Source organism: Arhodomonas sp. SL1, from assembly GCF_052060015.1.
Taxonomy (GTDB): domain Bacteria; phylum Pseudomonadota; class Gammaproteobacteria; order Nitrococcales; family Nitrococcaceae; genus Arhodomonas.
This window is the reverse complement of the sequence record NZ_JBPODZ010000003.1, coordinates 1-24,000: the sequence shown is the minus strand read 5'-3', so window position 1 is coordinate 24,000 and position 24,000 is coordinate 1. Positions and strand designations below refer to the sequence as shown.

General features: G+C 64.1%; 17 protein-coding genes and 1 pseudogene. 8 read left to right on the top strand and 10 right to left on the bottom strand.

Annotation, left to right across the window (positions count from 1 at the left end; genetic code table 11):
• Positions 1–22 precede the first annotated feature (22 nt).
• From tagH to tssA, 10 genes are all read right to left on the bottom strand, one after another.
• Entirely contained in the window at positions 23–1,510 is a 1,488-nt protein-coding gene (tagH, locus tag ACQ754_RS05575) for a type VI secretion system-associated FHA domain protein TagH (protein WP_440996017.1), read from the bottom strand.
• Between the two features lie 145 nt (positions 1,511–1,655).
• Entirely contained in the window at positions 1,656–1,937 is a 282-nt protein-coding gene (locus ACQ754_RS05570; RefSeq protein ID WP_440996016.1) for a hypothetical protein, read from the bottom strand.
• 137 nt (positions 1,938–2,074) lie between these two features.
• Complete coding sequence (gene tssH / locus ACQ754_RS05565; RefSeq protein WP_440996015.1) at positions 2,075–4,792, bottom strand: type VI secretion system ATPase TssH; 2,718 nt, start codon at positions 4,790–4,792, stop codon at positions 2,075–2,077.
• Positions 4,743–5,849, bottom strand: a complete 1,107-nt coding sequence (tssG, locus tag ACQ754_RS05560; protein WP_440996014.1) for a type VI secretion system baseplate subunit TssG — start codon at positions 5,847–5,849, stop codon at positions 4,743–4,745. Before tssG ends, tssH begins: the two co-directional genes overlap by 50 nt.
• Positions 5,813–7,684, bottom strand: coding sequence for a type VI secretion system baseplate subunit TssF (gene tssF / locus ACQ754_RS05555; protein WP_440996013.1), 1,872 nt, complete (start codon positions 7,682–7,684; stop codon positions 5,813–5,815). The genes tssG and tssF overlap by 37 nt, the downstream gene beginning before the upstream one ends.
• Positions 7,684–8,454, bottom strand: coding sequence for a type VI secretion system baseplate subunit TssE (gene tssE, locus ACQ754_RS05550; protein ID WP_440996012.1), 771 nt, complete (start codon positions 8,452–8,454; stop codon positions 7,684–7,686). The genes tssF and tssE overlap by 1 nt, the downstream gene beginning before the upstream one ends.
• A gap of 68 nt (positions 8,455–8,522) precedes the next feature.
• On the bottom strand, positions 8,523–9,002 hold the full coding sequence (locus tag ACQ754_RS05545) for an Hcp family type VI secretion system effector (RefSeq protein WP_440996011.1): 480 nt from the start codon (positions 9,000–9,002) through the stop codon (positions 8,523–8,525).
• 83 nt (positions 9,003–9,085) lie between these two features.
• Complete coding sequence (gene tssC / locus ACQ754_RS05540; RefSeq protein WP_440996010.1) at positions 9,086–10,603, bottom strand: type VI secretion system contractile sheath large subunit; 1,518 nt, start codon at positions 10,601–10,603, stop codon at positions 9,086–9,088.
• A 3-nt stretch (positions 10,604–10,606) separates the two neighbouring features.
• Positions 10,607–11,152 (bottom strand): type VI secretion system contractile sheath small subunit, encoded by a 546-nt coding sequence (gene tssB / locus ACQ754_RS05535; protein WP_440996009.1) that lies wholly within the window; start codon positions 11,150–11,152, stop codon positions 10,607–10,609.
• 56 nt (positions 11,153–11,208) lie between these two features.
• A complete protein-coding gene (tssA, locus tag ACQ754_RS05530; protein ID WP_440996008.1) occupies positions 11,209–12,213 on the bottom strand; it encodes a type VI secretion system protein TssA in 1,005 nt (334 codons plus the stop codon).
• 257 nt (positions 12,214–12,470) lie between these two features.
• On the opposite strand from tssA, the gene ACQ754_RS05525 reads away from it, so the two are divergent.
• From ACQ754_RS05525 to ACQ754_RS05490, 8 genes and pseudogenes are all read left to right on the top strand, one after another.
• The gene (locus ACQ754_RS05525) at positions 12,471–15,011 is read left to right on the top strand and encodes a type VI secretion system Vgr family protein (protein WP_440996007.1); all 2,541 of its coding nucleotides are present in this window, start codon (positions 12,471–12,473) and stop codon (positions 15,009–15,011) included.
• Positions 15,012–15,032: 21 nt separating this feature from the next.
• Positions 15,033–17,624, top strand: a complete 2,592-nt coding sequence (locus tag ACQ754_RS05520) for a DUF2169 domain-containing protein (RefSeq protein WP_440996006.1) — start codon at positions 15,033–15,035, stop codon at positions 17,622–17,624.
• Positions 17,621–19,573 carry a pentapeptide repeat-containing protein gene (locus tag ACQ754_RS05515; RefSeq protein WP_440996005.1) on the top strand — a complete coding sequence of 651 codons (1,953 nt, stop codon included), beginning with the start codon at positions 17,621–17,623 and terminating at the stop codon, positions 19,571–19,573. The genes ACQ754_RS05520 and ACQ754_RS05515 overlap by 4 nt, the downstream gene beginning before the upstream one ends.
• Position 19,574: 1 nt before the next feature.
• Positions 19,575–20,321 (top strand): DUF3540 domain-containing protein, encoded by a 747-nt coding sequence (locus ACQ754_RS05510; protein ID WP_440996004.1) that lies wholly within the window; start codon positions 19,575–19,577, stop codon positions 20,319–20,321.
• Between the two features lie 12 nt (positions 20,322–20,333).
• Entirely contained in the window at positions 20,334–20,744 is a 411-nt protein-coding gene (locus ACQ754_RS05505; protein WP_440996003.1) for a DUF4150 domain-containing protein, read from the top strand.
• A 314-nt stretch (positions 20,745–21,058) separates the two neighbouring features.
• Complete coding sequence (locus ACQ754_RS05500; protein ID WP_440996002.1) at positions 21,059–23,083, top strand: autotransporter outer membrane beta-barrel domain-containing protein; 2,025 nt, start codon at positions 21,059–21,061, stop codon at positions 23,081–23,083.
• Between the two features lie 140 nt (positions 23,084–23,223).
• Complete coding sequence (locus tag ACQ754_RS05495; RefSeq protein ID WP_440996001.1) at positions 23,224–23,664, top strand: cysteine peptidase family C39 domain-containing protein; 441 nt, start codon at positions 23,224–23,226, stop codon at positions 23,662–23,664.
• A gap of 121 nt (positions 23,665–23,785) precedes the next feature.
• Positions 23,786–24,000 (top strand): annotated as a pseudogene (locus tag ACQ754_RS05490) (IS5/IS1182 family transposase); the annotation flags it as partial.

Sequence of the window (24,000 nt, the reverse complement as noted above, 5' to 3'; positions counted from 1 at the left end):
CGTTGTTCTCCTGGCTTTCCTGTCACTGCCCACCCGAACGGCGCTGTCGGGCGCCCTGCTTGAGCTCGTCCATCTGACGCTCGTAGGCTTCGACGAACGCCTCGCCGAACAGCCGATTAAAGTATCCCTCGGTATCCTGACGGATTTCGTCGTACAGCCCGCGGTATTGCTCCCAGTAACGGCGCCGTCCCATACGGCCGAGCACCCCGCTATCTTGCTGGCGCTGACTGAACTGCGTTTCCAGGTTGTCGGGATCGAAACGCTCGATCATGGCGAAGAACGCCTCCCGCATGCCGGCCAACAGGGCCATCTGATGGAAACGCAGGTCATCGAAACTAGCGTGAAAGGCCTCCTCAGGCCCTAGGTAGTCCGGATTGTCCTTGACCAGCAGGTTATGCATGGCGTCCTGCACATTAGTCGAGAACTTCAGGGGGTTATTGTCGGTGGACTGGATCAGCGTCACCGACATCCTGAATTCGTTCTTGATCTCCATCCGGGCGCGCAACAGGTCCATTAGCCCGTCCACGGCCACGTGCAGGACACGACCGAGGGTCTCGGCGGTCTCCGGCGTCAGCTCGGCAGGGTCGATCCCCGCTCCGGCCAGCAACCGCTCCAGCGCGTCCTGAGAGGTGCTTGCGCCGGCAGTCGACGCTCCGCTCGCGGTACGCGCCCCCTCCGTTTGGCGGGCCGTGCCACCGGGGCACGGCCGCTCCGGCGGGCCCGGTTGCGGCACCTCGCCGGGATCCTGAGGCGTCTCAACCGGCGTTGGCTCTGGGGCCGTCGGCGGTATGGGTTGCGACGACGATGGGGACGACGGTTCACCGCTGCTCTCACCAGCATCGTCGGCTTCCCCCTTACCGTCGCTCCCCGCTGTCCCGGCTGTGCCGATATCGCGCCACCAGTCGGTGGGGATCGGCCCTGGCGGACTCGCATCGTCATCGGGCGCCGACGGTAGTGGTTCCTTGCTGCGATCCGGTTGCACGGGTGCCGGCCGGAAATGCTCCTTGAGATACGCCGGCTCGGGGTCGTCCGGCACTGATGGCGGCTGCTTCGGCGTCTCCACGGCCCCGCCAAGCAAGTCCAAGGGGTCGGGGGGGCTCTCCTCGTCGGGCACCACGGCACTGCCGCTAGGGGGCCCGGTCGCGTTCGGGGCCTCCCTCGCGGGCGGCTCCTGCTCTACGCCCTCTCCCTCGGCAACGCTGACGTGGATTTCGTAGTCCCCGATGAACAATCGCTGACCGTTCTCGAGCGTCAACATCTCGCGACTACTCATCCGGTTCCCGGGGTCATCCACGTAAATCCCGTTGGCGCTAGCGTCCTCCAAATAGAATCGGCCACCCGCGAAGCGGATGCGGGCATGGCAGCGCGAGATCTCCTGGCGTGGGTCGGGCAGCGTCCAGTCGTTGTTCTCGGCGCGCCCGATCGTTCCACCGTGGTCCACCCAACAGACCTGGGCGTTATCACCGAGGGCCTGGGCCTGGGCACCGATCACCGATAACGACAAGCGCATGAGTCACCTCGCGGTTGCTGCGCTGCCTGACTGGCGGGCCCCAGATGGCACGGGCGGCTGCGGCGGCACCAATGACGGGTACGCAACAGGTATAACCGGCGATCACCCCAGCCCACCGACAGAGGGCAGTGGGATACCGCGGCCGCTAGCTGTCCTGCACGACCAATCGCAGACAGCCTTCCTCGATGTCCGAGTACAGATAGAGGCCGTCGCGCGTGCCGCCGAGGTTGATAATCACCGGCGTCGGCTCTTCGAAGCGCTGCCGGGCGATGGCAGTGGCACCCACCTCGTTGATGTTGTAGGTCTTGACGTAATCGGCCCAGCGATTGGCGTCCCTTTTGTCGATGCGCCCACCCCGGTTGGCCGCCTCCCGCAGCAGCTGCCGGAAGCTGTAATAATCCACTTCGACCAGTCGTGCACGCGCCATAAAGCCGACCGCTAGACCGTCCACCGGGCCTATTGCCATTCTCACTGGCAGGTTCGCTCAGCACCGAAACCGCGTCAAGCTGGGCCCCGCAGGGCTTAGCACGCGGCATTCGGGTGGGGCAGTGTCCGTCCCACGACTCAGTCGAAGGCATACACAAACCCCTTGTCGGCCACGTCCACATGCACACGCTGGACCGGCTCGTGCTCGATGAGCCGGTTGAGGAACTCGCGGCTCAAGTCGGGAAGCAGGCTGTTGGTGAGGATGGCATCGATCATGCGCCCACCGCTCTCCAACTCCGTGCAGCGCTCAAGCACCCGATCCACCACTGCCTCCTCGTAGCTGAACGGCACCTCGTGGTTCTCGCGCACGCGCTCGGCGATACGCTCGAGCTGCAGCCGGATGATCCCGCGCAGCATTTGGTCGCTCAGCGGATAATAGGGGATGGTAACCATGCGCCCGAGCAGGGCCGGCGGAAACACCTCCAGCAAGGGCTCACGCAGGGCACCGGCGAGCGCATCCGCGTCCACGGGCTGGTCACCCTGCCAGGCGCGCATGATCCGCTCGGTGCCAACGTTGGTGGTGAGGATGATGAGGGTGTTGCGGAAATCGATCAGCCGGCCCTCGCCGTCCTCCATCTGGCCCTTGTCGAAGACCTGGAAGAAGATCTCGTGGACGTCCGGGTGCGCCTTCTCCACCTCGTCGAGCAGCACCACGCTGTAAGGGTGCCGGCGGACTGCCTCGGTGAGCACACCGCCCTCGCCATAGCCGACATACCCTGGCGGTGCCCCCTTGAGTGTGGAGACGGTGTGCGCCTCCTGGAACTCGCTCATGTTGATGGTGATGAGGTTATGTTCCCCGCCGTACAGCGTCTCGGCCAGCGCGAGGGCGGTTTCGGTCTTACCCACGCCGGAGGGCCCCGCGAGCATGAACACACCCACCGGCTTGGCCGGGTTATCCAGGTTGGCACGCGCGGTCTGTACGCGCTTGGTGATCATCTCCAGGGCGTGATCCTGGCCCTTCACCCGCTCGCCCAGGTGCTCGGCCAGAGACAGTACCGTGGTCACTTCGTCACGCACCATCCGCCCCACCGGGATACCGGTCCAATCGGCCACCACGGCGGCCGCGGCTTGGGCATCAACGCTCGGTAGGATCAGCGGCCGTTCACCCTGCAGGGTCTCGAGCTCGGCCTGGCGCTCGCGCAGTTGCTCGACCAACACCCCGGTGTCCGGCTCCACGTCGGCGTCCGAGGCCGCCACAGCGGGGCGTTGCGCGTCCGGCTCGTCAGCCGGCGAGAGCGTCCCAGCGCGCTCGCGCAGTGTCGCGCGCAACTGCAGGATTTCATCCACCAGTGCCTTCTCCTGCTGCCAATCCTGCTCCAGCTGCTCCAGCCGTGCGCGCTCGTCGGCCATCGCCTGCTCGACCGTCCGCCGGCGCTCGCCGACATCCATGCCCACCGCCGCCTCACGGCTGAGGATCTCGTCCTCGGTGGCCAGGGCGTCCAGGCGGCGGCGCGCATCCTCGACCGCCGCCGGCACACCGTGCTGGCTGACCGCAACCCGGGCACAGGCGGTATCCAGCAGGCTCACCGCCTTGTCCGGCAGCTGACGGGCCGGGATATAGCGACTCGAGAGATTGACCGCTGCCGTCAGCGCCTCGTCACGCAGTTGCACCCGGTGATGCGCCTCCATTGCGCTGGCCATGGCGCGCACCATGGCGATGGCCCGGTCGGCCTCGGGCTCGGGGACCTGAACGGCCTGAAACCGACGGCTAAGCGCTGGATCCTTTTCGATGTACTTCTTGTATTCCGCCCACGTGGTCGCCCCGATGGTACGCAGCGTGCCGCGGGCAAGAGCCGGTTTGAGGAGGTTGGCTGCATCGCCGGTACCCGCCGCACCGCCGGCACCTATGAGGGTATGCGCCTCGTCGATGAAAAGGACGATCGGCCGCTCGGACGCCTGGACCTCATCGATGACCTCACGTAGCCGGTTCTCGAACTCACCCTTGACGCTGGCGCCGGCCTGCAGCAGTCCCACGTCCAGGGTGCGTAGGGTGACGTCCTGTAGCGTCGGCGGCACGTCGCCGTCGGCGATCCGCCGCGCAAAACCCTCGACCACCGCCGTCTTGCCCACGCCCGCCTCGCCGGTGAGGATGGGGTTGTTCTGGCGGCGGCGCATGAGGATGTCCACCATCTGGCGCACCTCCTCATCACGGCCCACCACCGGGTCCACGTTGCCGGCGCGCGCCTCGGCGGTAAGATCGCGGGTAAAGCGCTCGAGCGCCTCCTGCTTGCCAGCGGCCGCACCGCCGGACTCACCACTGTCAGCCGGCATGGCCTGGCCGATCCGCGTCCCATCGTTGGCAGCCTGGACCGCCTCCGGTGAGTCGCCCAAGAGCTCGTCCCATTCATCGATCAACTGGTCCCCGCGAATCTTCTCAAACTCACGGGAGATGCCTGGGAGCAGGCCACGCAGTCCCGGACTCTTCAGTAAGGCCACCACCAGATGGCCCGTACGCACACTGGACTCACCAAAGCGCAAGGTGGCCCATACCCACCCCCGCTCCACGGCCTCTTCGACATGCGACGACAGATCGGACACCGAACTCGCACCACGCGGCAAGGCGTCCAGGCTTGCCGTGAGGTCCTTGGCCAGGCGCGACGGCTCGAGCTCGAAGCGGGACGCGATTCTGTGCAGATCGGAATCGTGCTGCTGGAGGATCTGATTGAGCCAGTGCGCGAGCTCCACATAGGGATTGCCGCGCATCCGGCACAGGGTGGTAGCGCTCTCGATGGCCTGATAGGCGAGGCTATCCAGCTTGCCGAACAGCGCCGTGCGACTGATCTCTCCCACGGTCATTCCTCCTCAGTGGCCCTCGGTCGGCCCACTCGTCCCGCGTCGCAGCGGCTTTTTTCCGTCCCGATACGAGCGCACCGCGGGCATCGCCAGCCACCTGCCCGAGCCAACTCGTCCAGCCCAGGCGCGCCCCCCGGCTGAGGCGCAACGGCGGCACCTCCGCCTCCCGCAGTGTGAGCGCCACGTCCCACTGCAACTCGTCGCCCAGGTAGGCCCGCACCAGGTCCACCAGATCCCCCAGCGCCGGCCCGCCGGGTAGGAAACGCTCGAACGTCTCCCGCGACAGCGGCCCGACGTGGATGCGAAAGCGGAACTGACATTGCCAGGACCGGGCCCCCAGGTTGGCGCGTCGTCCGAGCGCATTGGCGCCGCCGCGTCCGAGGGCGAGCCGTTCATCGTGCGGGATATCCAACCAGCCGGGCACAAAAGACTCGATACGGCAGGCCATTCCGAAGTAGTCGTTGAGGATATCCTCCAACCCTTCCGCCGACTTGGCGGCCGGCGCAAAGCGACCGGCGCGGCAGTAGCGGGCGAAGTCACCCAACTCGTCGCGCTCACGCGTGGCGGGCGCACCCGTGCCGAGCAGCGAGCCAACGTAGACCGAGAACCGATCCTCGGCGGGGCGGTCCTGTTGCACCGTCGGCTGGGCATCGGCCCAGGCACGGTAGAACAGCGACGCCAGCCGATGCTGAAAGGTGTTAATGAATGCCGTGAAGCTCGGGTCTTGGTACTGTCGGGCACGCTCGTCGGCATACTCGGTCAGGTGCAGCGGGAGCGGGCCATTCGGACCGAACAGTCCGAACGATTCGCAGCGCAGCTGTGACGGCTGCCCCGGCTCGAAGGCCACGACGTCCCCCGGCGCGAAACGCAGGCTCGGCTGCTGGCCGACCCGCACCGCGTCCTCCGTCGGCCGTCGGGAGCGACCGAGGCGCGGTGCGCGTGGATGCCCCACCTCGAAAACCCGCAACGCAGCGTACAGGCTATAGCGTTCCGGGCGGTGGGCGAGATCGTCCAGCCATCCCGCTACAGTGTCAGGCGCTGACCCGCCCTGACCGGCCATCGCATAACCTCCCGACGGTCTTCCGACTCGATGACCGTTTCGGTAAATGAATTGATCGACACATACTTGGCGAAGAACCGCTCCAGCACCGCACCGAGTAGAAACGAGCCGACGCCGGTGAAGGCCGCCTCGTCCAGCCGCAGCCGAATCTCCAAGCCGTTGCCGAAGCAGATAGGTCCCGGCACCGGCATGCGCCGGACGACTGGCTGCGATGTCACCGACACCACCCCGTCAACGTGGCGCGCCAAGGCGTCACGGGAATCGACATACAGCGCCAGCATCTCCCGGAGCGCTTCGGCGCCGCCGTCGGGCGATTGATCGGCTAGGGATACATAGTTCAGCGACAGCTGGCTAATCAGGCGCCAGGCCGTATCGCCAGCGTAGAAGCCCGCTCGAGGTCGGGTGGGACCAGCAATCACCCGCAGCGACTGCACCGGCGCCCCGCTCTCGAGGGTGAAATCGGTCGCACCCTTACCCACCGCCATCTGCAGCGGCAGATCGCGGTTGGTGCACAGGGTTTGGACCTCGAGCTGGCGCAACCCCGTCGGAAACGGCGCATTGCGCGAATCCACGATGCTGATGAAGCACTCGCTGCCGAGGTAGCTGGTACGTGAGCCTTGGCGACGCTGGCGGACCGATGGCTCACGTGGCCGGCGCTGGGTGGCAAAGAAGGCCCCCGCCTCGCGCTCGAAGTGGTGATGCGTCAGCTCGTAGAGCGGCCGGAAGCTGCGCCGGTCCTCTGGTGAACTGCCATAGCCGGTCACGCCCTCTACGCTGTAGACCTCGAAGTCCATGGGGCGATTACGGTCTGGCACCACATGGAACTCGGGCGACTCGGCACGCACATGGATGCGATCGGCGGTTACCGGGAACAGGTTTATCGCCGGAACGGTAAACAGCTTGAACTGCTCGGCGTCCAAGCTGCGTTCGACATCCGCATCGGCCTGATCCAGGTAGATCGTCAGGGTGAACCGCTCCCCGGAAAGTCGCGGCAGTGCGCGCTGCAGCTGCGCGATTTCGAAGTATAGAAACCGCGCGGGGAAAGCGAAATACTCTTGCACCAGGCGATAACCCTCGAAAGAGCGTCGCGATGGCGGCAGCAGTGCCTCCTCGCGCTCGAAGCCCACCTGGCATAAGGCTTCACGGGGCAGCCACACGGCCCCGTCCTCCGGCGTTTGGCCGTGGACGCAGCAGCCAAGGCCATGGCCGTGGACCTGGGCGTAAATCTGCATGGGGATCTCATCGGTGCCGTGCAGGAATATCGGCAACCGATCCAGGGCGAGGTCCGCGACACCAAGGCCGCCGGTCACCTCGAGATCGAGCTGGATTGCCGCCCGCACGCCCTCGCGCACCGGCAGCCCCGCGGCGGCAATCGCGCCGGCACTGGAGAGATACCGCGCCCCGACCGTGCGCAACGGCCACAGGGTGAGATCATGCGCGGTTCGATATTCACAGGCCGTGCGCTCGCCCTTGGCAAGGAGACTGCGCATGGCGCTACCCCGCGGCACCGTGAACCCCTCGGCTAGAGCGGCCTCGTTGAGGTCCGGCTCGAAGCCGACCACCGCCATCGACGGCGTCGGCCGTGCGAGCTGCGGCTGAATCAGCTCCAACAGATTGCGGGTGAACTCGGGGAATTCCTCATCGAGCTTGAGCTGGACACGGGCGGTGAGGAAGGCAACGCCCTCGAGCAAACGCTCCACGTAGGGATCAGCACACTCCAGCCCCTCAAGGCCGAGCCGGCCGGCTATCTTGGGATAAACCCGGGCAAACTCGCCTCCCATTTCCCGCAGATAGCGCAGCTCCTCCTCATAGTGGCGCAGCAGCCGTTCATCCACTAGGCGCCTCCCTCAGCTTCTCGCACCCTCGCCGCCGCCGATTCCAGGTCCAACTCGGTATGCAGCAGCAGGTGCTCGGACGACGGTTGCCCCCACAGCTCCGCCTCGATAAGAAACGCCAGGGTATTGCTCGCGCCTTCGCGCGCGGCCCCCGAGGGCACCACTCGAATGTGACGCAGGCGTGGCTCGAAGGTCTCAATCGCTCGGGCGATGGCCCCCGCCACCGACTCCGCATCCGCGCTCGAGGCGGTCACGCCGGCCAGTTCCGGAATGCCGTAGTTGACCACGGAATCCCGGACCTTGGGGTAGGCTTCCAACGATTGCACCGAATGCAGATTGCCGGTGTTTAGCAGCCAGCCCAGATCGCGCATCACCGAATCCTTGAGCTGCTTGCCGGACATCACCCGATCCCGCCGCGACTCGCTGGTGTTTGGCAGCCGGCGACGGTCGGTGACCTCGACCAGGTCACCGACGGCGGTCTCCGGCATATTCGGCTGGGATCGGAAAGTATGATCCAACAGCTGGCGCAGGCTGCGACCGTCGGGGGTACTCTCGTAGACCTCGACGGGGCCTTCGTCCTCGGCAGCCTCGCGCTGGCGACTGAAGCCTTGGGCCTCGATCAGCCGTCGCAACTCCCGCGCCGGCATACCGATCGCCGCCAGCGCCTGCTCTTGCAGTCGCAAGGTCACCCGCTCTTTATGGGGCGCACGATCCGTCAAGCGATCAATCAGCGACGGCTGCAGTCGCTCTTGGGTCGTCAGTTCAGCCATGGCTGCCACCCTGCCGGACCGCGGCGTTAGGGCTACGCCGCGCACCCTCCGTTGCCAACGTTACACGGCTATTTCTCCGAGTTCTCCTCGATGCTCCAAGCGAAGTCGATCGCGGCCTCGCCGGTGCCGTCGTCTTTCTGCGGCGTGTAGCTAAGTTTGAACTCCGCGAAATTCAGCCCGATATTTTCCGTCAGCCGATCCTCCTCGCCAGTGCCTCCGATGTTGATACTGGCGATGAGGATCTTCTTCATCTCCACGACCAGGTACTCGAGTTGCTCACCACCCGCCTTACGCACGATCAGCTTACCCGAATCGAAGTGCTTACCCTTGGCAAGCTGCTTCATGAGGTTGGGCGAGGATTTGTCGATGTACTTGGTCACCGAGATATCCTGAAAGCTCGCCCGACCAGCACCACCCCCACCACCGGTCTGCATGGTGCCGGGCTGACTGGCACCCCATGACCAGGCGAGCACCTCGATGGCATCCGCATGTTGGGCATCCCGGGACTCGCCTTGGACGCCGTCGATCTCCAGAAAACAATCGAACATCGCTCTTCTCCTCCACTAGGCTACGGCACCCCGCGGGCAACGCCCTGTCCCCTGACCCGACACACGTTTCGGAGACCTACGTTTCATTGACCCTTAGCCGAGGGCAGCTTCGAGACCAACCGCAGCGACACGGTCAACCCCTCGAGCTGGTAGTGAGGCCGCAGGTAGAAATACGAGCGGTAGTAGCCCGGATTGGCCTCATCCGCCTCAACGCGCACCTCAGCCTCCGCGAGGGGCTTGCGCGCCTTGGTTTCCTCGCTGGCGTTGGCCGGATCACCGGTTACGTATTGCATGATCCAGTTCTGCAGGAACCTCTGCATATCCTCGCGTTCCTGGAACGAGCCCACCTTGTCGCGCACGATGCACTTGAGGTAATGCGCAAAACGGCTGGTGGCAAATAGGTAAGGCAGCCGCGCACCCAGCTGCGCATTGGCAGTAGCATCCGGATCCTCGTACTCAGCCGGCTTATGCAACGACTGCGCCCCGATGAACGCCGCAATATCAGTGTTCTTGCGGTGGATCAACGGCATCAACCCGCTCTTGGCCAGCTCTGCCTCGCGCCGGTCGCTAATGGCGATCTCGGTGGGGCATTTCATGTCCACACCGCCGTCGTCGCTCGGGAAGGTATGCACCGGCAGGGATTCCACCGCGCCCCCGGACTCCACGCCCCGGATACGCGAGCACCAGCCGTAGAACTTGAAGGACTGGTTGATGTTCACCGCCATGGCGTAGGCGGAATTCGCCCAGGTATAGCGGTGATGATCGGAGCCGGAGACCTCCTCCTCGAAGTCGAATTCCTCCACCGGATCGGTCTTGGAACCGTACGGCAGGCGTGCCAGAAACCGCGGCATGGCCAGACCTACGTATTTCGAGTCCTCGGACTCGCGCAGCGAGCGCCACGCAGCGTACTCCGGCGTGGAGAAGATCTTGGAGAGATCGCGCGGATTAGCCAGCTCCTGCCAGGATTCCATCTGCATCAGCGATGGGGCAGCTCCGGTAATGAACGGCGCGTGGGCCGCCGAAGCGATCTGCGCCATGCCGGAGAGGAGCTCCACGTCCTGCGGCCCATGATCGAAGTAGTAATCGCCTACCAGGCAACCATAGGGCTCGCCGCCGAGCTGCCCATAATCGTCCTCGTAGAGCCGTTTGAATAGGGGACTCTGGTCCCACGCGGTGCCCTTGTATTTGCGCAGGTTCTTATGAAGCTCCTTCTTGGAGGCGTTCATGAATCGGATCTTGAGCATCTCATCGGTTTCGGTGTTGTTCACCAAGTAACTCAAGCCGCGCCACGCGCCTTCAAGCTGCTGGAACTTCTCGTGATGGATGACCTCGTTGACCTGATCGGTCAGCTTCTGGTCGATCTCCGCGATAATGGCGTTGATGGTGCTAATTACATCGTCGGAGATAACGGTCGTCTCGCGCAGAGCCTGCTCGGCGAGCGTCTGGACGGCGGTCTCCACCTCCTCGCGCGCCCGGTCCGATTTGGGCCGAAACTCCTTCTGCAGCAACGCAGTAAACTCATTGGCACTGAGTTGCCCGCCTTCTGCTGCTTGCGCCTCGCTGCCCTGCTGTGCCTCGGTCTGCTGATCTGACTCTGCCACGGCTTACTCCTCGCTCTTCGCTTCGCTCTCGCCACTGCTGCTGTCTTCCTCAGCCTCGCTTTGTGGGCTGGACGCCAGCGATTCGAGCAGTGCCGGGTCATTGAGGACTTTGGCAATAAGGTCTTCGGCGCCGGCCTTACCGTCCATGTAGGTGACCAGATTGGCGAGCTGCTGACGCGCCTCAAGCAGCCTGCGGAGGGGCTCGACCTGCTCCGCCACCCTCGCCGGCGAGAAGTCCTCCATGCTCTCGAATGTGAGATCCACCTCGATCCGGCCGTCGCCGGTGAGCTTGTTGTCCACGGCGTAGTGCACCGACGGCTGCATCGCCTTCATGCGATTGTCGAAGTTGTCGACGTCGATCTCCAGAAACTTACGGTCCTCTATGGACGGCTGGGATTCCTGGTTGTCGCCTGCAAGATCCGAGAGCACGCCCATTACGAAAGGTAACTGGACCTTTTTCTCCGAGCCGTACACCTCGGTGTCGTATTCGATCTGAACCCGTGGCGGTCGATTGCGCCCGATGAACTTTTGGGAGCTTGGCTTCGCCATGTCGTGGAACCTCCGTTACGGCCCAACACCTCACGGTCACGCCGTGCGTTGCAGGCCTAGTCTTCCCCACTTTTACCGCTAATAGTTCGTACCTGCGTCAGCGCATCCGGCGCCAGCTCCTCGAGTATGGCCATGAAATCCCGATCCACCAGCCGCTTGGCGCGCTCAAGCAGCAGCGGCACCGGACTAGAGGGTTCGTGGTTGTTGAAGTACCGAATAACCGCATCCAAGGCCCTGATCGCCTCCTGGCGTGAACGTACCGCCGTTGGCGCGGCCCCCGTCGTACCCTGGGCTTCGGCCGCCGCCACGGGCTGCAATACCGAGTCGTCGCCACTAGCCGGCACGGAAGAGCCTGTGCGTTCCGCGAGCCGAGCCGAAGTGAAGGTCCGCATCTCAGAGAGGGTGTCGCGCAGGCGCGACATATCCGGCACCGTGCTTGGCCCGCTATGGGCCTGGAACGCGGCCTCGATCTCCTGCAAGTCCTCGACACCCTGCCCGAGCGCGCTGTCCAGCGCCCCCAGCTCCTCGCCATCCATCGCCTGAAAGGCGCCTATGATCATGCCCTGCGGTGGCGCCTCGTCCTCGTAGTCCGCCGGCGGCTCGATCTTGCCCTGGGCGATCTCGATGTCCTGGAGGCTGAAGCGCCCGGCCGCCCGGTCCTCGACCAGCGGCGCACGGCGCAACGGCCGTATCACTCGGTGATAATTGACCAGATTGAATACAGCGCTGGAGCGCTCGATGGCGTCATCACCGTCGAGGAAAGGATAGACACCGTCCCAGAGGGTCTCCAGGTAGTTGCGCAGGAGACCAAGCGCGCCACAGAAGGCACGTATGCCCTCGGCGTTGAGCAGCGCCGCGGCCAGATAGACCGTTACCCGCAAGTCACGGCTGCGCCCCAAGGCGTCCGCCGCCGCGTCGCGCAGCGCCGGCCAATCGGGTTCGGCCTCCGGATCGGCCCAGCGGGCCATTTGATCCAACCCCAGCAGCTCGCCGGACTCGTCCAAGTCCACACCGGCTGGCGGCTGCGACTCCAACGGCCCGAGATAACCATCGAACTGCATTTCACTCGCCCCCGCAACACGGTCGTCAGAGCGAATCAGCTACTACACTAAAAAGTGTAGACGACATGAGGCGAAAGGCCGAGTAGTGGCCGGTTCCATGTCAGGACGCCAGGATTTGCCGGTCGTACCGACGGGAGAGGCGGCGGCAAGCATGCAGTCGCAATGGCGCCCGCGAGACCCTGGAATCGGTTCGGCCTATCTGGAGTGACCGTTAATTGCGCCCGCGAGACAGACGGCGCTAGGTGGAGAGGTTGGCCATGGCGACACCCACAAGGACCCTCATGCAGTCGAAGCGTCACCTGCGGCTGGACACCCCCCTCGGGGAGAACGCGCTTTTGGTGCGCCGCCTGGATGGCGAGGAGCACCTGAGCCAGCCTTTCCGCCTAGAATTGGAGTTACTAAGCGACGATGGACTTATCACCCCCAATGACCTCTTAGGCCAGAATGTCACCATCACCATCGATCTCGCGGATGGCGAGCGCCATTTCAACGGATTCGTCCGTCAATTCGGGCAATACGGCTATGACGGACAATTCGCCCGCTACCGAGCGGTAGTGGTGCCCTGGTTATGGTTTCTCAGCCGCACGGCCGACTGTCGCATCTTTCAGGATCAGTCCGTACCCGACATCGTCAAAGCGGTCTTTCGCGAGCACGGTTTCACCGACTTCGAGGAGTCGCTGACAGGCCACTACGAAACCTTCGAGTACATCGTCCAATATCGCGAAAGCGACTTGGCCTTCGTCTCGCGGCTGATGGAGCACGAGGGGATCTATTTCTTCTTCCGCCACGACAAGAGTCACCATGTCCTGGTACTGGCGGATGGCTACGATGCTCACGCCCCGTGCGCCGGTTATGAGGAGACCCCCTACTACCCGCCGGACGAGCAACGCGCCTTGCGGGAAGCGGAATACCTTTGGGACTGGCAGCTGCGACAGCACGTGGAGCCTGGCGCCTACGCGCTGAACGCCTACGATTTCAAGGCCCCCAAGAAAAACCTCCGAACGGTCGCCAACATGGCACGCGAACATGCCTATGCGGAGTATGAGGTCTACGACTACCCGGGTGGTTACACCGAGGTTGATCATGGGGACCGTTACAGTCAGATCCGTATCGAGGAGCAGCAGGCCGACCACCAGATCGCCTACGGCGAAGGCAATCCGCGGGGGCTGTTTGCCGGCGGGCTGACCACGCTGACCAACCACCCCCGTGACGACCAAAACCTGGAATACCTCATCACCAGTGTCAGCCATCATGCGGAGTCCGACCCAATGGACACTGGCGGTGACATCGGAAGCGACGAATTCTACCGCTGCAGCTTGACTGCCATGGATGCCCGTACGCCCTATCGCCCGCCCCGGCTCACGCCCAAGCCGCGGGTCTACGGGCCGCAAACGGCAGTGGTGGTAGGCAAGTCAGGGCAGGACATTTGGACGGATAAGTACGGCCGGGTGAAAGTCCAGTTTCATTGGGACCGCGAGGGCAAAAGCGACGAGAACAGCTCTTGCTGGGTGCGTGTGTCGCAGAACTGGGCGGGCAAAAACTGGGGCGGCATGTTCATGCCCCATATCGGGCACGAGGTGGTGGTCAGTTTCCTCGAGGGCGACCCGGATCGCCCGCTGATCACTGGTCGGATCTACAATGCCGACAACATGCCGCCGCTGGAGCTGCCCACGCATCGCACCAAGAGCGTCCTTAGGGACTACGGCAACAACCACATGATCTGGGAAGGCGATGCCGGTAAGCAGTTCATCCGAATCAAGCAGGATTGCGGAAACATGCTGGAGATGGACGGCACACCTGGCAAAGAGCACACCGAGATCACCGACAAGTTCGGCAACCATGTATTGCTCGACTCGGTCGGCGAGATGCTCTCCCTGTGGTCGCCGAGCGGCTCGGGCATGATCATGCGGGAAAGCATCCACATGCTGACCAACAAGAACTGGTATGACTTCAAGGCAGGCACTACTGCGAAGGCCCAGGTAGGCCATGAGACCAGTGGTTATGCCGGATCCAAGTTGAGCCTGACGGTTGGTGATAACTTCGGCGCTTACCTCGGAAGCAAGACGAGCGTGGCGGTAAACCATGCTTTTGAAGCGAACTACGGACAGAAGTTCTCCTATTCGAGCGAATCGCAGTACGCCAAAACAGACGCGAACAACACGGTTTCCGCGAAGAAAGACGCCACTGTTGAAGGCGGCCAGAATGTCTGGATCCTCGGCGGCGGCGACGATGAGGCCCTCATCAACGGAAAAGGTAACGCCCTAACACTCAGCTACTCGGCTTCCGGGCTCGGCCGCTCCGAGGTCTCGGACCTAGGCAAGGGCCCCCTCCTTGCGCCCGCGACAAGTCTGATTTCTAGCCTCGTTGCCTTAGGGAGTCAGTATGCTCAAACGCCAAGCCCGGTTGAGAAACCGGAGTTGGACGAAGCGCCGGCGCAAAAGGACCCCATGGACAAGCTGTCAGCAAACTATGAAGGTGTCCTCTCCGGGCTTGTTAGCGGCTTCGGGCAGATGGGGCTTGGCGCAGCACGCGCCAGTGCCATGGAGAAGCAGGCGGATTCGCGCCAGAACGGCATTAAACAACACAGCTCGCCTGACGCGCAGGTCCAGTTAAAAGAGGACGGTGCCGAGATCAAGGCGGGCAGCGCGAAGATCACCATCAGTAAGGACGGCGATATCAAGGTGAGCTCGGATAAGACCGTAACCGTCTCCGGGAAGAACATCAACGTCGCCGCGGACGCCACCGTCAACATCTCCGGCGGCATCAGTCATAACAACCTCAGCGTCAAAAAACGCTAGCACCACTTGGGGCCGTGATTCGTGGAGCTCGAAAATCTTACCGAATTCAGCGTGGCGATGGTCACTTGGTGCGCTCGCGCCGGTGACTATCGCCTCACACTGGTGGTTAAGGCCGGTTTCGAGATGATGTCGGACGGTGGTTTGCGGCCGCTGGACGAACCGCCCCTGCCGCTGGGGGATTTCCCCCTTCCCAAAGGCCCGGACGACATCAGTGAGCTCGAGCACGCCTCCGACGTCGTGCCCTACAAACCGCTGGGTGAGGTCCTGCTGCGCGGCACGGCCTATGCGCCAGCCGACGCTAGCGCGCGCCCCGCTTTACGGGCCGAGCTGCAGATCGGCGATTGGAATAAATCCCTCGCCGTATTCGGGCCCCGCCGGTTTCAACGGGGCATCGTCAGCCAGCCGATCACGGAGCCGGAGCCCATTAGCCAGATGCCGCTGCGTTATGCCAACGCCTTCGGCGGCCCCGATGAGCCCCGCAACCCGGTGGGCAAAGGCACACGCGGCGACGCCTTGCCGAACATCGAGTATTTGGACGCCCCCATCAACAGCCCGACCGACCGTCCACCACCGGCCGGTTTTGGACCGCTGTCGCCCAACTGGCAGCCACGCGTGCGCTGTCTAGGGACATACGGTGGCGAGTACTTGGACAGCCACTGGCCGGGGTTCCCGGATGACTTCGACTGGCGGTTCTTCAACGCGGCGCCACCGGATCAGCGGTTTCCCGGTTTCCTGCGCGGCGACGAGCCGGTGACCCTAACCGGTCTCGATCCGGAGCACGGCTTGCACCGAACGCAGCTGCCCGGCCTGCGGGTCGTTGCCTTGCGTGAGGATAAGGAAGGGGACACGCAATTCCTCCCAATGCACCTGGACACCCTAGCCATCGACGCGGACGCAAGCACACTGGAGCTCGTCTGGCGTGGGGTGACATCGGTGGTGGATTTCGAGGCCCGTGACATCGAGCGCCTCGCGATACTGAGCGAGCGCCTAGACGAGCCTTGGCAGGCATTGTCCGATTACCAGCACGTCGTCGAAGACGCCATTGCGGCCCGTGAGGCGGTATTCGAGCCCGAAGCGCCGGCCGCACCGACCACCGAGTCGCCGGCGTCACACCCAACGCAAGAACAGCCTGAGGAACTGGCAGCGGGCGGCCTAACGGACGAGCTGGCTGAGCAGATCGATGCCCTGCGACGCGCCAACACGGCGTCCGAGGCGGAATCGGCTCAACAGACCCCACCGCTCGACCCGGAGGTGGAGGCCGAAGCCGAGCGCCTGCTGGCTGACATAGCGGATCGCGAACGCGGCGAGGCCGAAGCCAATGAGTCGCACCGCTGGACTCGCGAGCAGGTCATCGCGGCGACCGACGCAAGTGAACCCCTCACCGGTGCCGATCTGCGCGGACTCGATCTCTCGCACCACGCCTTCGGCGCGGCCGACTTTCGTGGTGCTCGGCTGGATGGCAGCGATTTCACCGGTGCGGAGCTCACGAACGCCGCCTTCCGCGGCTGCCCCCTACGCGCCGCCCGACTGGAAGGCGCAATCCTGCGTCGTGGTGACCTCAGCGACACAGACCTGTCCGAAGCCGTTCTGAGGGACGCCGACCTCAGCGGGGCCCGTCTATGCCGCGCTGTATTGAACGGCGCCGCGATGGAGCGAGGCCAACTGGCACACACCGACTGCACCAACGTGACGTTTCGCGACGCCACGATGAACGGTTGTCGCCTCACCGGGGCGGTGGCCATGGCCGCCGATTTCACCGGCGCCGTGATCCGCGGCGCGGCCCTCGACGGCTGTGCTGCCGTGGCGGCCGTATTCAGCCGGGCCGACCTAATCGACGCGGAAATGCCTGGCGCGAACCTGCAGGAAGCCCTCCTCTCACAGGCCCGGCTAGCCCGGGCGAATCTCCAAGGCGCGCGGCTGAACGCGGCGGACGCCACGGCGGCCGAGCTGACCGGCGCCGATCTACGCGAGGCGGACCTCGGCGAGGCCGTATTCACCGGTGCCGACCTACGGTCCGCCCGTGCCGACGACGCGGCCGCTGCGAACAGCGACTTCACCGACGCGGTATTGACGCAGGCCTCCTTTCGGCGGGCGTCACTGGCGGGGGCCTGCTTATCGAGCGCCCAAGCCGACGCGGCGGTGTTTTCCGGTGCCGACTGCACCGAAACGCAACTCGATGGCCTGTCGGCTCGAGGCGCCGATTTCAGCGGTGCCTGTATCACGCAGTGGCGGGCTACCGACGGTGCCGACCTGCGTGGGGCCAATCTGCGGGGTGCCACCGGTGCCGAGGCGGTATTCGAGGGTGCCACGGTGGCCGATGCTTGCTTCGCCTACGCTGATCTTCCGGGCGCCAACTTCGTGCAGACCGCTGCCGCCAACGCGGATTTCACCGCTGCGGACCTGCGCTCGGCCAACTTCACCCTGGCACGCTGCGAGCGAGCCCGTTTCCAATCGGCTAACCTCTTCGAGGGCATCCTCGAAGGCACGGATTGCGGTAGAGCCGTCTTCCGCGCCGCAAATTGCTACGGCGTGGACTTCCTAGACAGCCGCCTCTCCGGTGCCGACATGCAGGAAACCAACCTAGCCATGACCCAATTCGCGGCACCGCCATGACCACCGAAGAAACCCCTAACCATCGGCTAACCCGCGACCAGGTCCTTGAGCGTGTGGCGCGCGGCAAGTCCTGCGAGGGGTACCATTTGGAAGGCATGGACCTGTCCGGCGCCGAACTCACCAAGGCCCATTTGGCGGGCGCCACCCTCCGGGCCGTACGCCTCGACGGCGCTCACCTGGACGGTGCGGATTTCAGCGGCGCGGTGATCAGCGACTGCTCACTGGCCGGAGGTCATTGCCACGGCAGCCACTTTGCCGACGCAACCCTCATCAACTGTGACCTAAGCGGGGCTGATCTCAGCGGCAGCACGTTGCCACGCCTGCGGGGCCACACCGCGCCCATGACCCAGGATCATTCGGCCTTCGTCCAGGCGGCGTTGCAACAGGGCATGGACGGCGACACCCTCGCGGCACGGCTTATGGAGCACGTCGAGGATACCACGCAGGGCAGCTTGAGCCTGCACGAGACCCGCCTGAACGGGTGCAACCTGAACGAGGTCAGCCTGGAGAACGCCGATATGGGCGGCGTCACCCTCGACGAGGCCGATCTGAGCCATGCCCGTCTTCGTGATTGCCGGATTTCGGAGGCGACGGCGCGGCGCGCCAACCTAGCGGATACGGTCTTCGAGCGCTGCCGTGTCGAGGGCAGCGACCTTGAAGGCGCGGTCCTAGTAGGCACCGCGTTTCGACAAACCCCGTTGACGGGGACGCTATGCCACTCGGCGCGAGTTCACGCAGCCACCTTCGAGGACATGGACCTTACCCAGGTATCCCTCCGAGGCTTAGCCCTTACCGCCTGCCGCTTCTACCGCTGCGGTTTGGCCGGCGGCGACCTCTCGGCTACCGACCTGAGCGAGGCCCGCTTCGAAGGGTGCGAACTCAGGGGAGCGAACCTCAGCGACGCGCTTTGCCGTGAGGCGCAGTGGCTCGACTGCTCGCTCGCCCACGCCTTCCTAAATCGCAGCGATCTCCGTGAGGCCGTGCTGCAGGGGTGCGATCTCAGCGAGGCACGATGGGACGACTGCCGGCTCGCCGGTAACGCCTTCGTCGCCTGTCGGTTGCCGGGCGCCGACCTGCGTGGGCGGGGGTTGGCCGCGATGGATTTCACTGAGGCGGATCTAAACGGCGCAAACCTGGCAGGCTGCGATCTCAGCGACGCGATCTTCGCCGGCGCCCAGCTGCCCGGCGCAAACCTCGGCGAGACCCTCATGGACGGCGTGGACCTGACTGACGCCGACCTAAGCAACGCGGAGCTCCGCCAGGCACGGCTTGCGTACTGTGAGCTGCAAGGGGCCAACCTGGCCGGCGCCGGGCTCCACGGGGCGCGGTTCGAGGCCGTCGACCTCGCCGGCATGGACCTTCGAAGCGCCCAGCTCGGCGACAACTCCTTCGTGCTCTGTAATCTGCAGGGCGGCTGCCTGGATGGGCTGGACCTCGGCGCCCTCGAGCTCACGGACTGCGACCTGGAAGGCGCGAGCCTCACCGGCGTGACACTGGACGGCGCCAGCCTGTCTCGCGTCAATTTGAGCGCCGCCAATCTGACCGGCGCCAGCGTCCGTGGCGCGGAGGCGACAGGCGCCGATTTCTCGGGCGCTCATCTGGGCGGCACCGATTTGCGCGGAATCAACGCGCCCATGGCCCGCTTCGCGGAGGCGGAGTTGACGCGCGCCATCTTGGCGGGGGCGAACCTGGAGCGCGCAGAATTCAACGGCGCCACCTGCATCGACACCGATTTCTCCAGAGTCCAGGCGCGTTACAGCGTATTCGCCCAGGTCATATGCACCGGCGCGGTATTCAGCAACGCGGATTTGGAGCAGGCAGTCACCCATCGCCTGGACGACCGCGGCGCCATCTTCGATGGCGCCAATCGCCACAATGTCCACGGTACCGACCCGGAGCGCGCCCACGCGGAGACGTGGCGCCCCCCGAGAACCCAAGAGGAGGTGTGACATGCAGTCGCAATCCGACTTGGCCGTAACGCTCTCCGACGCCGGCCACCACCTCGGCCCCGCTCGCGTGACCGACTTCGAGGGCGGTCAGCCGACTTTGGCGTTCAACGCCCAATCGATCGGCGCAACGTGCGCCGTACCCGGCTACCATCCAGCCGTCGGCGACGAGGTGCTCGTCATCGGAAACCATCACGGGGCCTTCTACATCATTGGCGTCTTGCGCACGGCCAGCGGCGTCACCCGCTTCACCGCCGAGCATGGCGATCTGGAGCTGGTCGCGACGCATGGCAAGGCGCGTTGTATAGCCACCGAAGGCATTGAGCTGCACAGCCCGGCCATCGTGGAGGCCCGCGGTGGCCTCGGCGTGGTGCTCTCGGCACTCGGGCGGGCCGGACGGCTGCTGCCGCGGTTGAGCCTCGGACCGACGCGCAGCGAGCTGCGCAACACCGAGCTGCATTTCGCCGCTGAGAGCATCCACCAGCACAGCGAACTCCACCATACGGAGACCCGCGCCTGGGGCCTAAGCGCCGAACGCGTGGAGGCGCGAACCGAGACCGCGGCATTGAGCGCCAACACCCTCTCAACGCGGCTGCGTAACGCCTATACCCGGGTCGCCGAGCTCTGGCAGCTCACTGCCGGACGCACCCGCTCGCTCGTGCGCGGCACCAGCCACCATAAGGCCGAGCGCATATACTCCAAGGCGGAGCGCGACGTTAAGCTCAAAGCCGATCAGATCAACCTAGGCTAGGAGCGTGATGCCATGATGCCGGCTTCCACCAAGCAGGGCGGCAACTGTGTCGCCTTTCCCGACGTCTGCAAGACCCCCGCACCGCCCTCGCCGTCCCCGGTGCCCGTTCCCTACCCCAACATCGGTATGGTCATGCAGGCGACCAAGACCAGCCGCAAGGTCAAGTTCGCCAACAAGCCCGCGTGCACGAAGAAATCCGAGATGCCGCGGTCTCAGGGTGACGAACCGGGCACCATCGGCGGCGTGAAATCCAACGTGAACATGAGCAAGGTGCGCTTTAAGAAATGCAGCTCCAAGGTCAAGGTCGAGGGCCAGCAGGTTGCCCACCACCTCAGTGTCACCGCGCACAATGGCAGTAACGCCAACCATCCGGCCGGTAGCCAAGTCGCCCCCAGCCAAACCAAAGTTACCGTGATGCCCTAGCCCGGCGACAGCAAGCGCCCTCTACCGCCGGCACGCGATCATTGCGTGAAAGGGACTAGATGAGCGGTAGCAACACACACCCCCATTAGCGCTTAGATTTGAGCGCGATCGCTTGCATTCGCGTATCCCTTGTCAATACTCAGAGTAATTCAGAGGGCGTGAGCACAACGCCTCCCTATGACGTCGTTGCTGCGCGTCCGGGTCGTGTACCCTGTTCATCAATAATGAAAGGCTCGCGTGCCATGGAACAGAGTATATCCCCTGACGTTTGCGAACGCCGCTGGCTGCCGCGGGGAAGCATCGCCCGAAGGGGCATGGTCGGCGTCTTGTTGGCCATCGGCATAAGCACGAGCGCGAACGGCGCCGAGTTACGTGTCGTCGATGGGTTGCCCAGCAACGTGGAGGAAGGCGCGGGCACATTACAAGTAAGGGTTGGGCTGTTCGCCAATGAGAGCACCGATCCAGAGTTCGGCTTGGACAGCTGTCAGATAGAGGGAGATCTCACCGGCACGGGCGGCGATGCCGGTGTGAACGAGGACTACGTGCCGGGCTCGTTCGTGCTGAATTTTGAGGGCGGCACGTTTGTGGCCGGTGAGCAGGTGGCCGTGGCATCGACAACGGTGGCGATACAGGACGATCTGGCACCCGAACCCGATGAAACGGCTGAGGTCACGCCGACGGTCACCAACAACACATGCACAGGCGAACTCAGCAACCCCGTACCCGGCATACCTAACAGCTTCACCATCCTTGACGACGATCAGGCCGTGGACACCGCGCCGCCCGAAACACCGCAAAGCCTGAGCGTTAACGGCTTACCCGGAACGACAGTGGAGTCCGTATTCACAGTTAGCGACGAAACCGCGCCGCTGAGCATCGCCACGAACATTGGCACGGTCAGCCCCGAGGTAATAGACGGGACCAATGGCAGTGTAACCTTTACCTTTGACGTGCCAGCCGGGGCGGTGCCGGACCAAACGTTCGAAGGCACGATTACCGTCAGCGATGGCTCGGGCGACGGCGAACCCGGCAACACCACAGAAATACCAGTGTCAGTGACGGCGAGTAGCGCGATCGATGTCGAGGGGCTCACGCCAACGCAGCGGGCTGTTGCCGATGCGGTAACGGATGCCTGCGATGCCATCATCGCTCTGCCTCCCTCGGAACGGACGGATGGAAACGAGGACTTGCTCAATACCTGTGGCACCATCCAGTCCTCCTCGTCGGCGGGACCGCTGCTCGATGAACTCGCACACGACGAGCTTTTCACCCAAGGTCGACTCGCCGAGAGCACAGCTCGTGGGCAGCTCTCCAACGTCGATCAGCGAGTCGCCAAGCTACGCGCGGGCTCGCCAGGCGTGGACCTCTCGGGTCTAAACATCAGCATTGATGGGCAAGCGATGCCCGGCCAAGTGCTGCAAGCCGCCGCCTATGAGGCCCTCGGCGGCGGAGCGGGAGATCAGGTAGGCGCCGGATTCAGCCGGTGGAGCGTTTACGCAAACGGCAATATCACGCGAGGCGAGCGTGACCGCACACGCCGCGAGTCAGGTTACGATGCCGATAGCTGGAATATCACGGTAGGGTCTGACTATCGCATAAGCGATACATTCTTCGTCGGCGGCTCGGTAGGGTACAGTCGCAGCGACACCGACCTACGCGCGGATTCTGGCGGTATCGACAGCGAGGGCATCAGCCTATCGGCTTATGCGACGCTGTTCGAGAAGCGCGGTTATTATCTGGATGCGGTGGTTTCATACGGCTTTAACAGCTACGACACCTCGCGCGAGCTCAACGTCGGCGGGGGGTCGTTCACTGCCGAGGGCGACCCTGACGGCGAGCAGTACACAGTGAGTCTCGACGCCGGATATGACATCAATCGCGGCGCATGGACCATTGGACTGCAGGGCCGCCTCGTCTACCTGGAAGCGGAGATCGACGGTTATCGAGAGTCACCCTCGAATCCCACTGTTGCGGGCTCGGGATCCCTTCTAGAGATCGACGACCAGAGCACGGATTCCCTGACCTCCGAGCTGGCCGCGCAGGTGACTTACGCGCTTTCCACATCCTTCGGTGTGGTGCTCCCCACCGCCCGGTTGGGGTGGGAGCATCAATTTGCTGACGACAGCCGCGGCATGGCGGCGCGGTTCGTTAATGACCCGAGCAGCACCACCTTCCGCATCCGCTCCGATGAGCCCGACCGTGACTATTTCAACGTCGGCGCGGGGGTATCCGCACAGTTTGCGCGTGGCCGTTCGGCATTCGTGTTCATCGACTGGTTGGCGGGACATGAACGGGAATCCAAATACAGCGTCAACGCTGGATTACGTATGGAGTTTTAAGCATAACGTTGGTGTAGATGGACAGGTGCGGGCGCTATGGCATCTCACCATCATCTCACCCGTAAGGGGAGTCCGCGACGAACACCAATGGCGAACAGACAATCGGCTAGCTCGGAGAGCCGCCACCGGAGAACGCCTCAATGTCCGAACTGATCGCGACAGACACCAATGGCAACGCACATTTCATTTGGCTGCAGAGACGCGAGGATTCGTGTGGCCCGGCATGCGTCTACATGATCGAGCGCATCGTTCGTCAGCATTGTCCCATAGGCGGTGAAGCGCGCGTTCGACAGATCGCAGCGTTACTCCCAAACGGCTACAACGAAGGTGACGGAACCGCTTCTTACAAAGCGCTCGCGAGCACTTTGGACCTCGTCGGCCTGCCGGCCAGCACCGGGCTCCAGAAGGACATGGGTGAGTTTCTCCGCGGCGGGGAGTTCCCCTTGATCACCCGTGTCGGCTGGCCTAATGGTGGCGGACATTTCGTCGTGTGCGTCGCTTTTGGCAGGAACGGGACCGTAGTTTGCCTCGATCCCTGGTATGGACTAGAAGAACCCAAGTTAGACAGAATGCCTACCTAGTCGGCGCTGAAAAACTCGCAACCCACTGATGTGGGGTAGGTTACGGCATTTCGCGGCCTTCTGAAATTGCCGGTTTTTGGTATCCTAAGGGCAGTTTCCCTGCAATAACGGACGGTGTTGGATGGGGCCTCGGGACGAGCGGCACACGCCGCAGGACGACCTCTTCCGTAGTGAGCTGGCTAACCTGATCGATCCGCGTCACCCGCTGGTGAAACTGGCAGCTCGCATCGACTGGTCGGTGTTCGAGCGCGAGTGGAGTGAGCTCTTTGCCTCCCCGACGGGTCGGCCCGCCGCGCCGCCACGGCTCATTGCCGGATTGCTGTATCTGCAGCACGC

Excerpts from the sequence above, each read along its gene's own strand:
- ACQ754_RS05495 (WP_440996001.1), top strand. The coding sequence starts at position 23,224 with ATGTCCGAACTGATCGCGACAGACACCAATGGCAACGCACATTTCATT.
- tssA (WP_440996008.1), bottom strand. The coding sequence starts at position 12,213 with ATGCAGTTCGATGGTTATCTCGGGCCGTTGGAGTCGCAGCCGCCAGCC.
- ACQ754_RS05525 (WP_440996007.1), top strand. The coding sequence starts at position 12,471 with ATGGCGACACCCACAAGGACCCTCATGCAGTCGAAGCGTCACCTGCGG.
- ACQ754_RS05510 (WP_440996004.1), top strand. The coding sequence starts at position 19,575 with ATGCAGTCGCAATCCGACTTGGCCGTAACGCTCTCCGACGCCGGCCAC.
- ACQ754_RS05515 (WP_440996005.1), top strand. The coding sequence starts at position 17,621 with ATGACCACCGAAGAAACCCCTAACCATCGGCTAACCCGCGACCAGGTC.
- tssG (WP_440996014.1), bottom strand. The coding sequence starts at position 5,849 with ATGGCCGGTCAGGGCGGGTCAGCGCCTGACACTGTAGCGGGATGGCTG.
- ACQ754_RS05500 (WP_440996002.1), top strand. The coding sequence starts at position 21,059 with ATGGTCGGCGTCTTGTTGGCCATCGGCATAAGCACGAGCGCGAACGGC.
- ACQ754_RS05545 (WP_440996011.1), bottom strand. The coding sequence starts at position 9,002 with ATGTTCGATTGTTTTCTGGAGATCGACGGCGTCCAAGGCGAGTCCCGG.
- tssH (WP_440996015.1), bottom strand. The coding sequence starts at position 4,792 with ATGACCGTGGGAGAGATCAGTCGCACGGCGCTGTTCGGCAAGCTGGAT.
- tagH (WP_440996017.1), bottom strand. The coding sequence starts at position 1,510 with ATGCGCTTGTCGTTATCGGTGATCGGTGCCCAGGCCCAGGCCCTCGGT.
- tssB (WP_440996009.1), bottom strand. The coding sequence starts at position 11,152 with ATGGCGAAGCCAAGCTCCCAAAAGTTCATCGGGCGCAATCGACCGCCA.
- tssE (WP_440996012.1), bottom strand. The coding sequence starts at position 8,454 with ATGGCTGAACTGACGACCCAAGAGCGACTGCAGCCGTCGCTGATTGAT.
- ACQ754_RS05505 (WP_440996003.1), top strand. The coding sequence starts at position 20,334 with ATGATGCCGGCTTCCACCAAGCAGGGCGGCAACTGTGTCGCCTTTCCC.
- ACQ754_RS05570 (WP_440996016.1), bottom strand. The coding sequence starts at position 1,937 with ATGGCGCGTGCACGACTGGTCGAAGTGGATTATTACAGCTTCCGGCAG.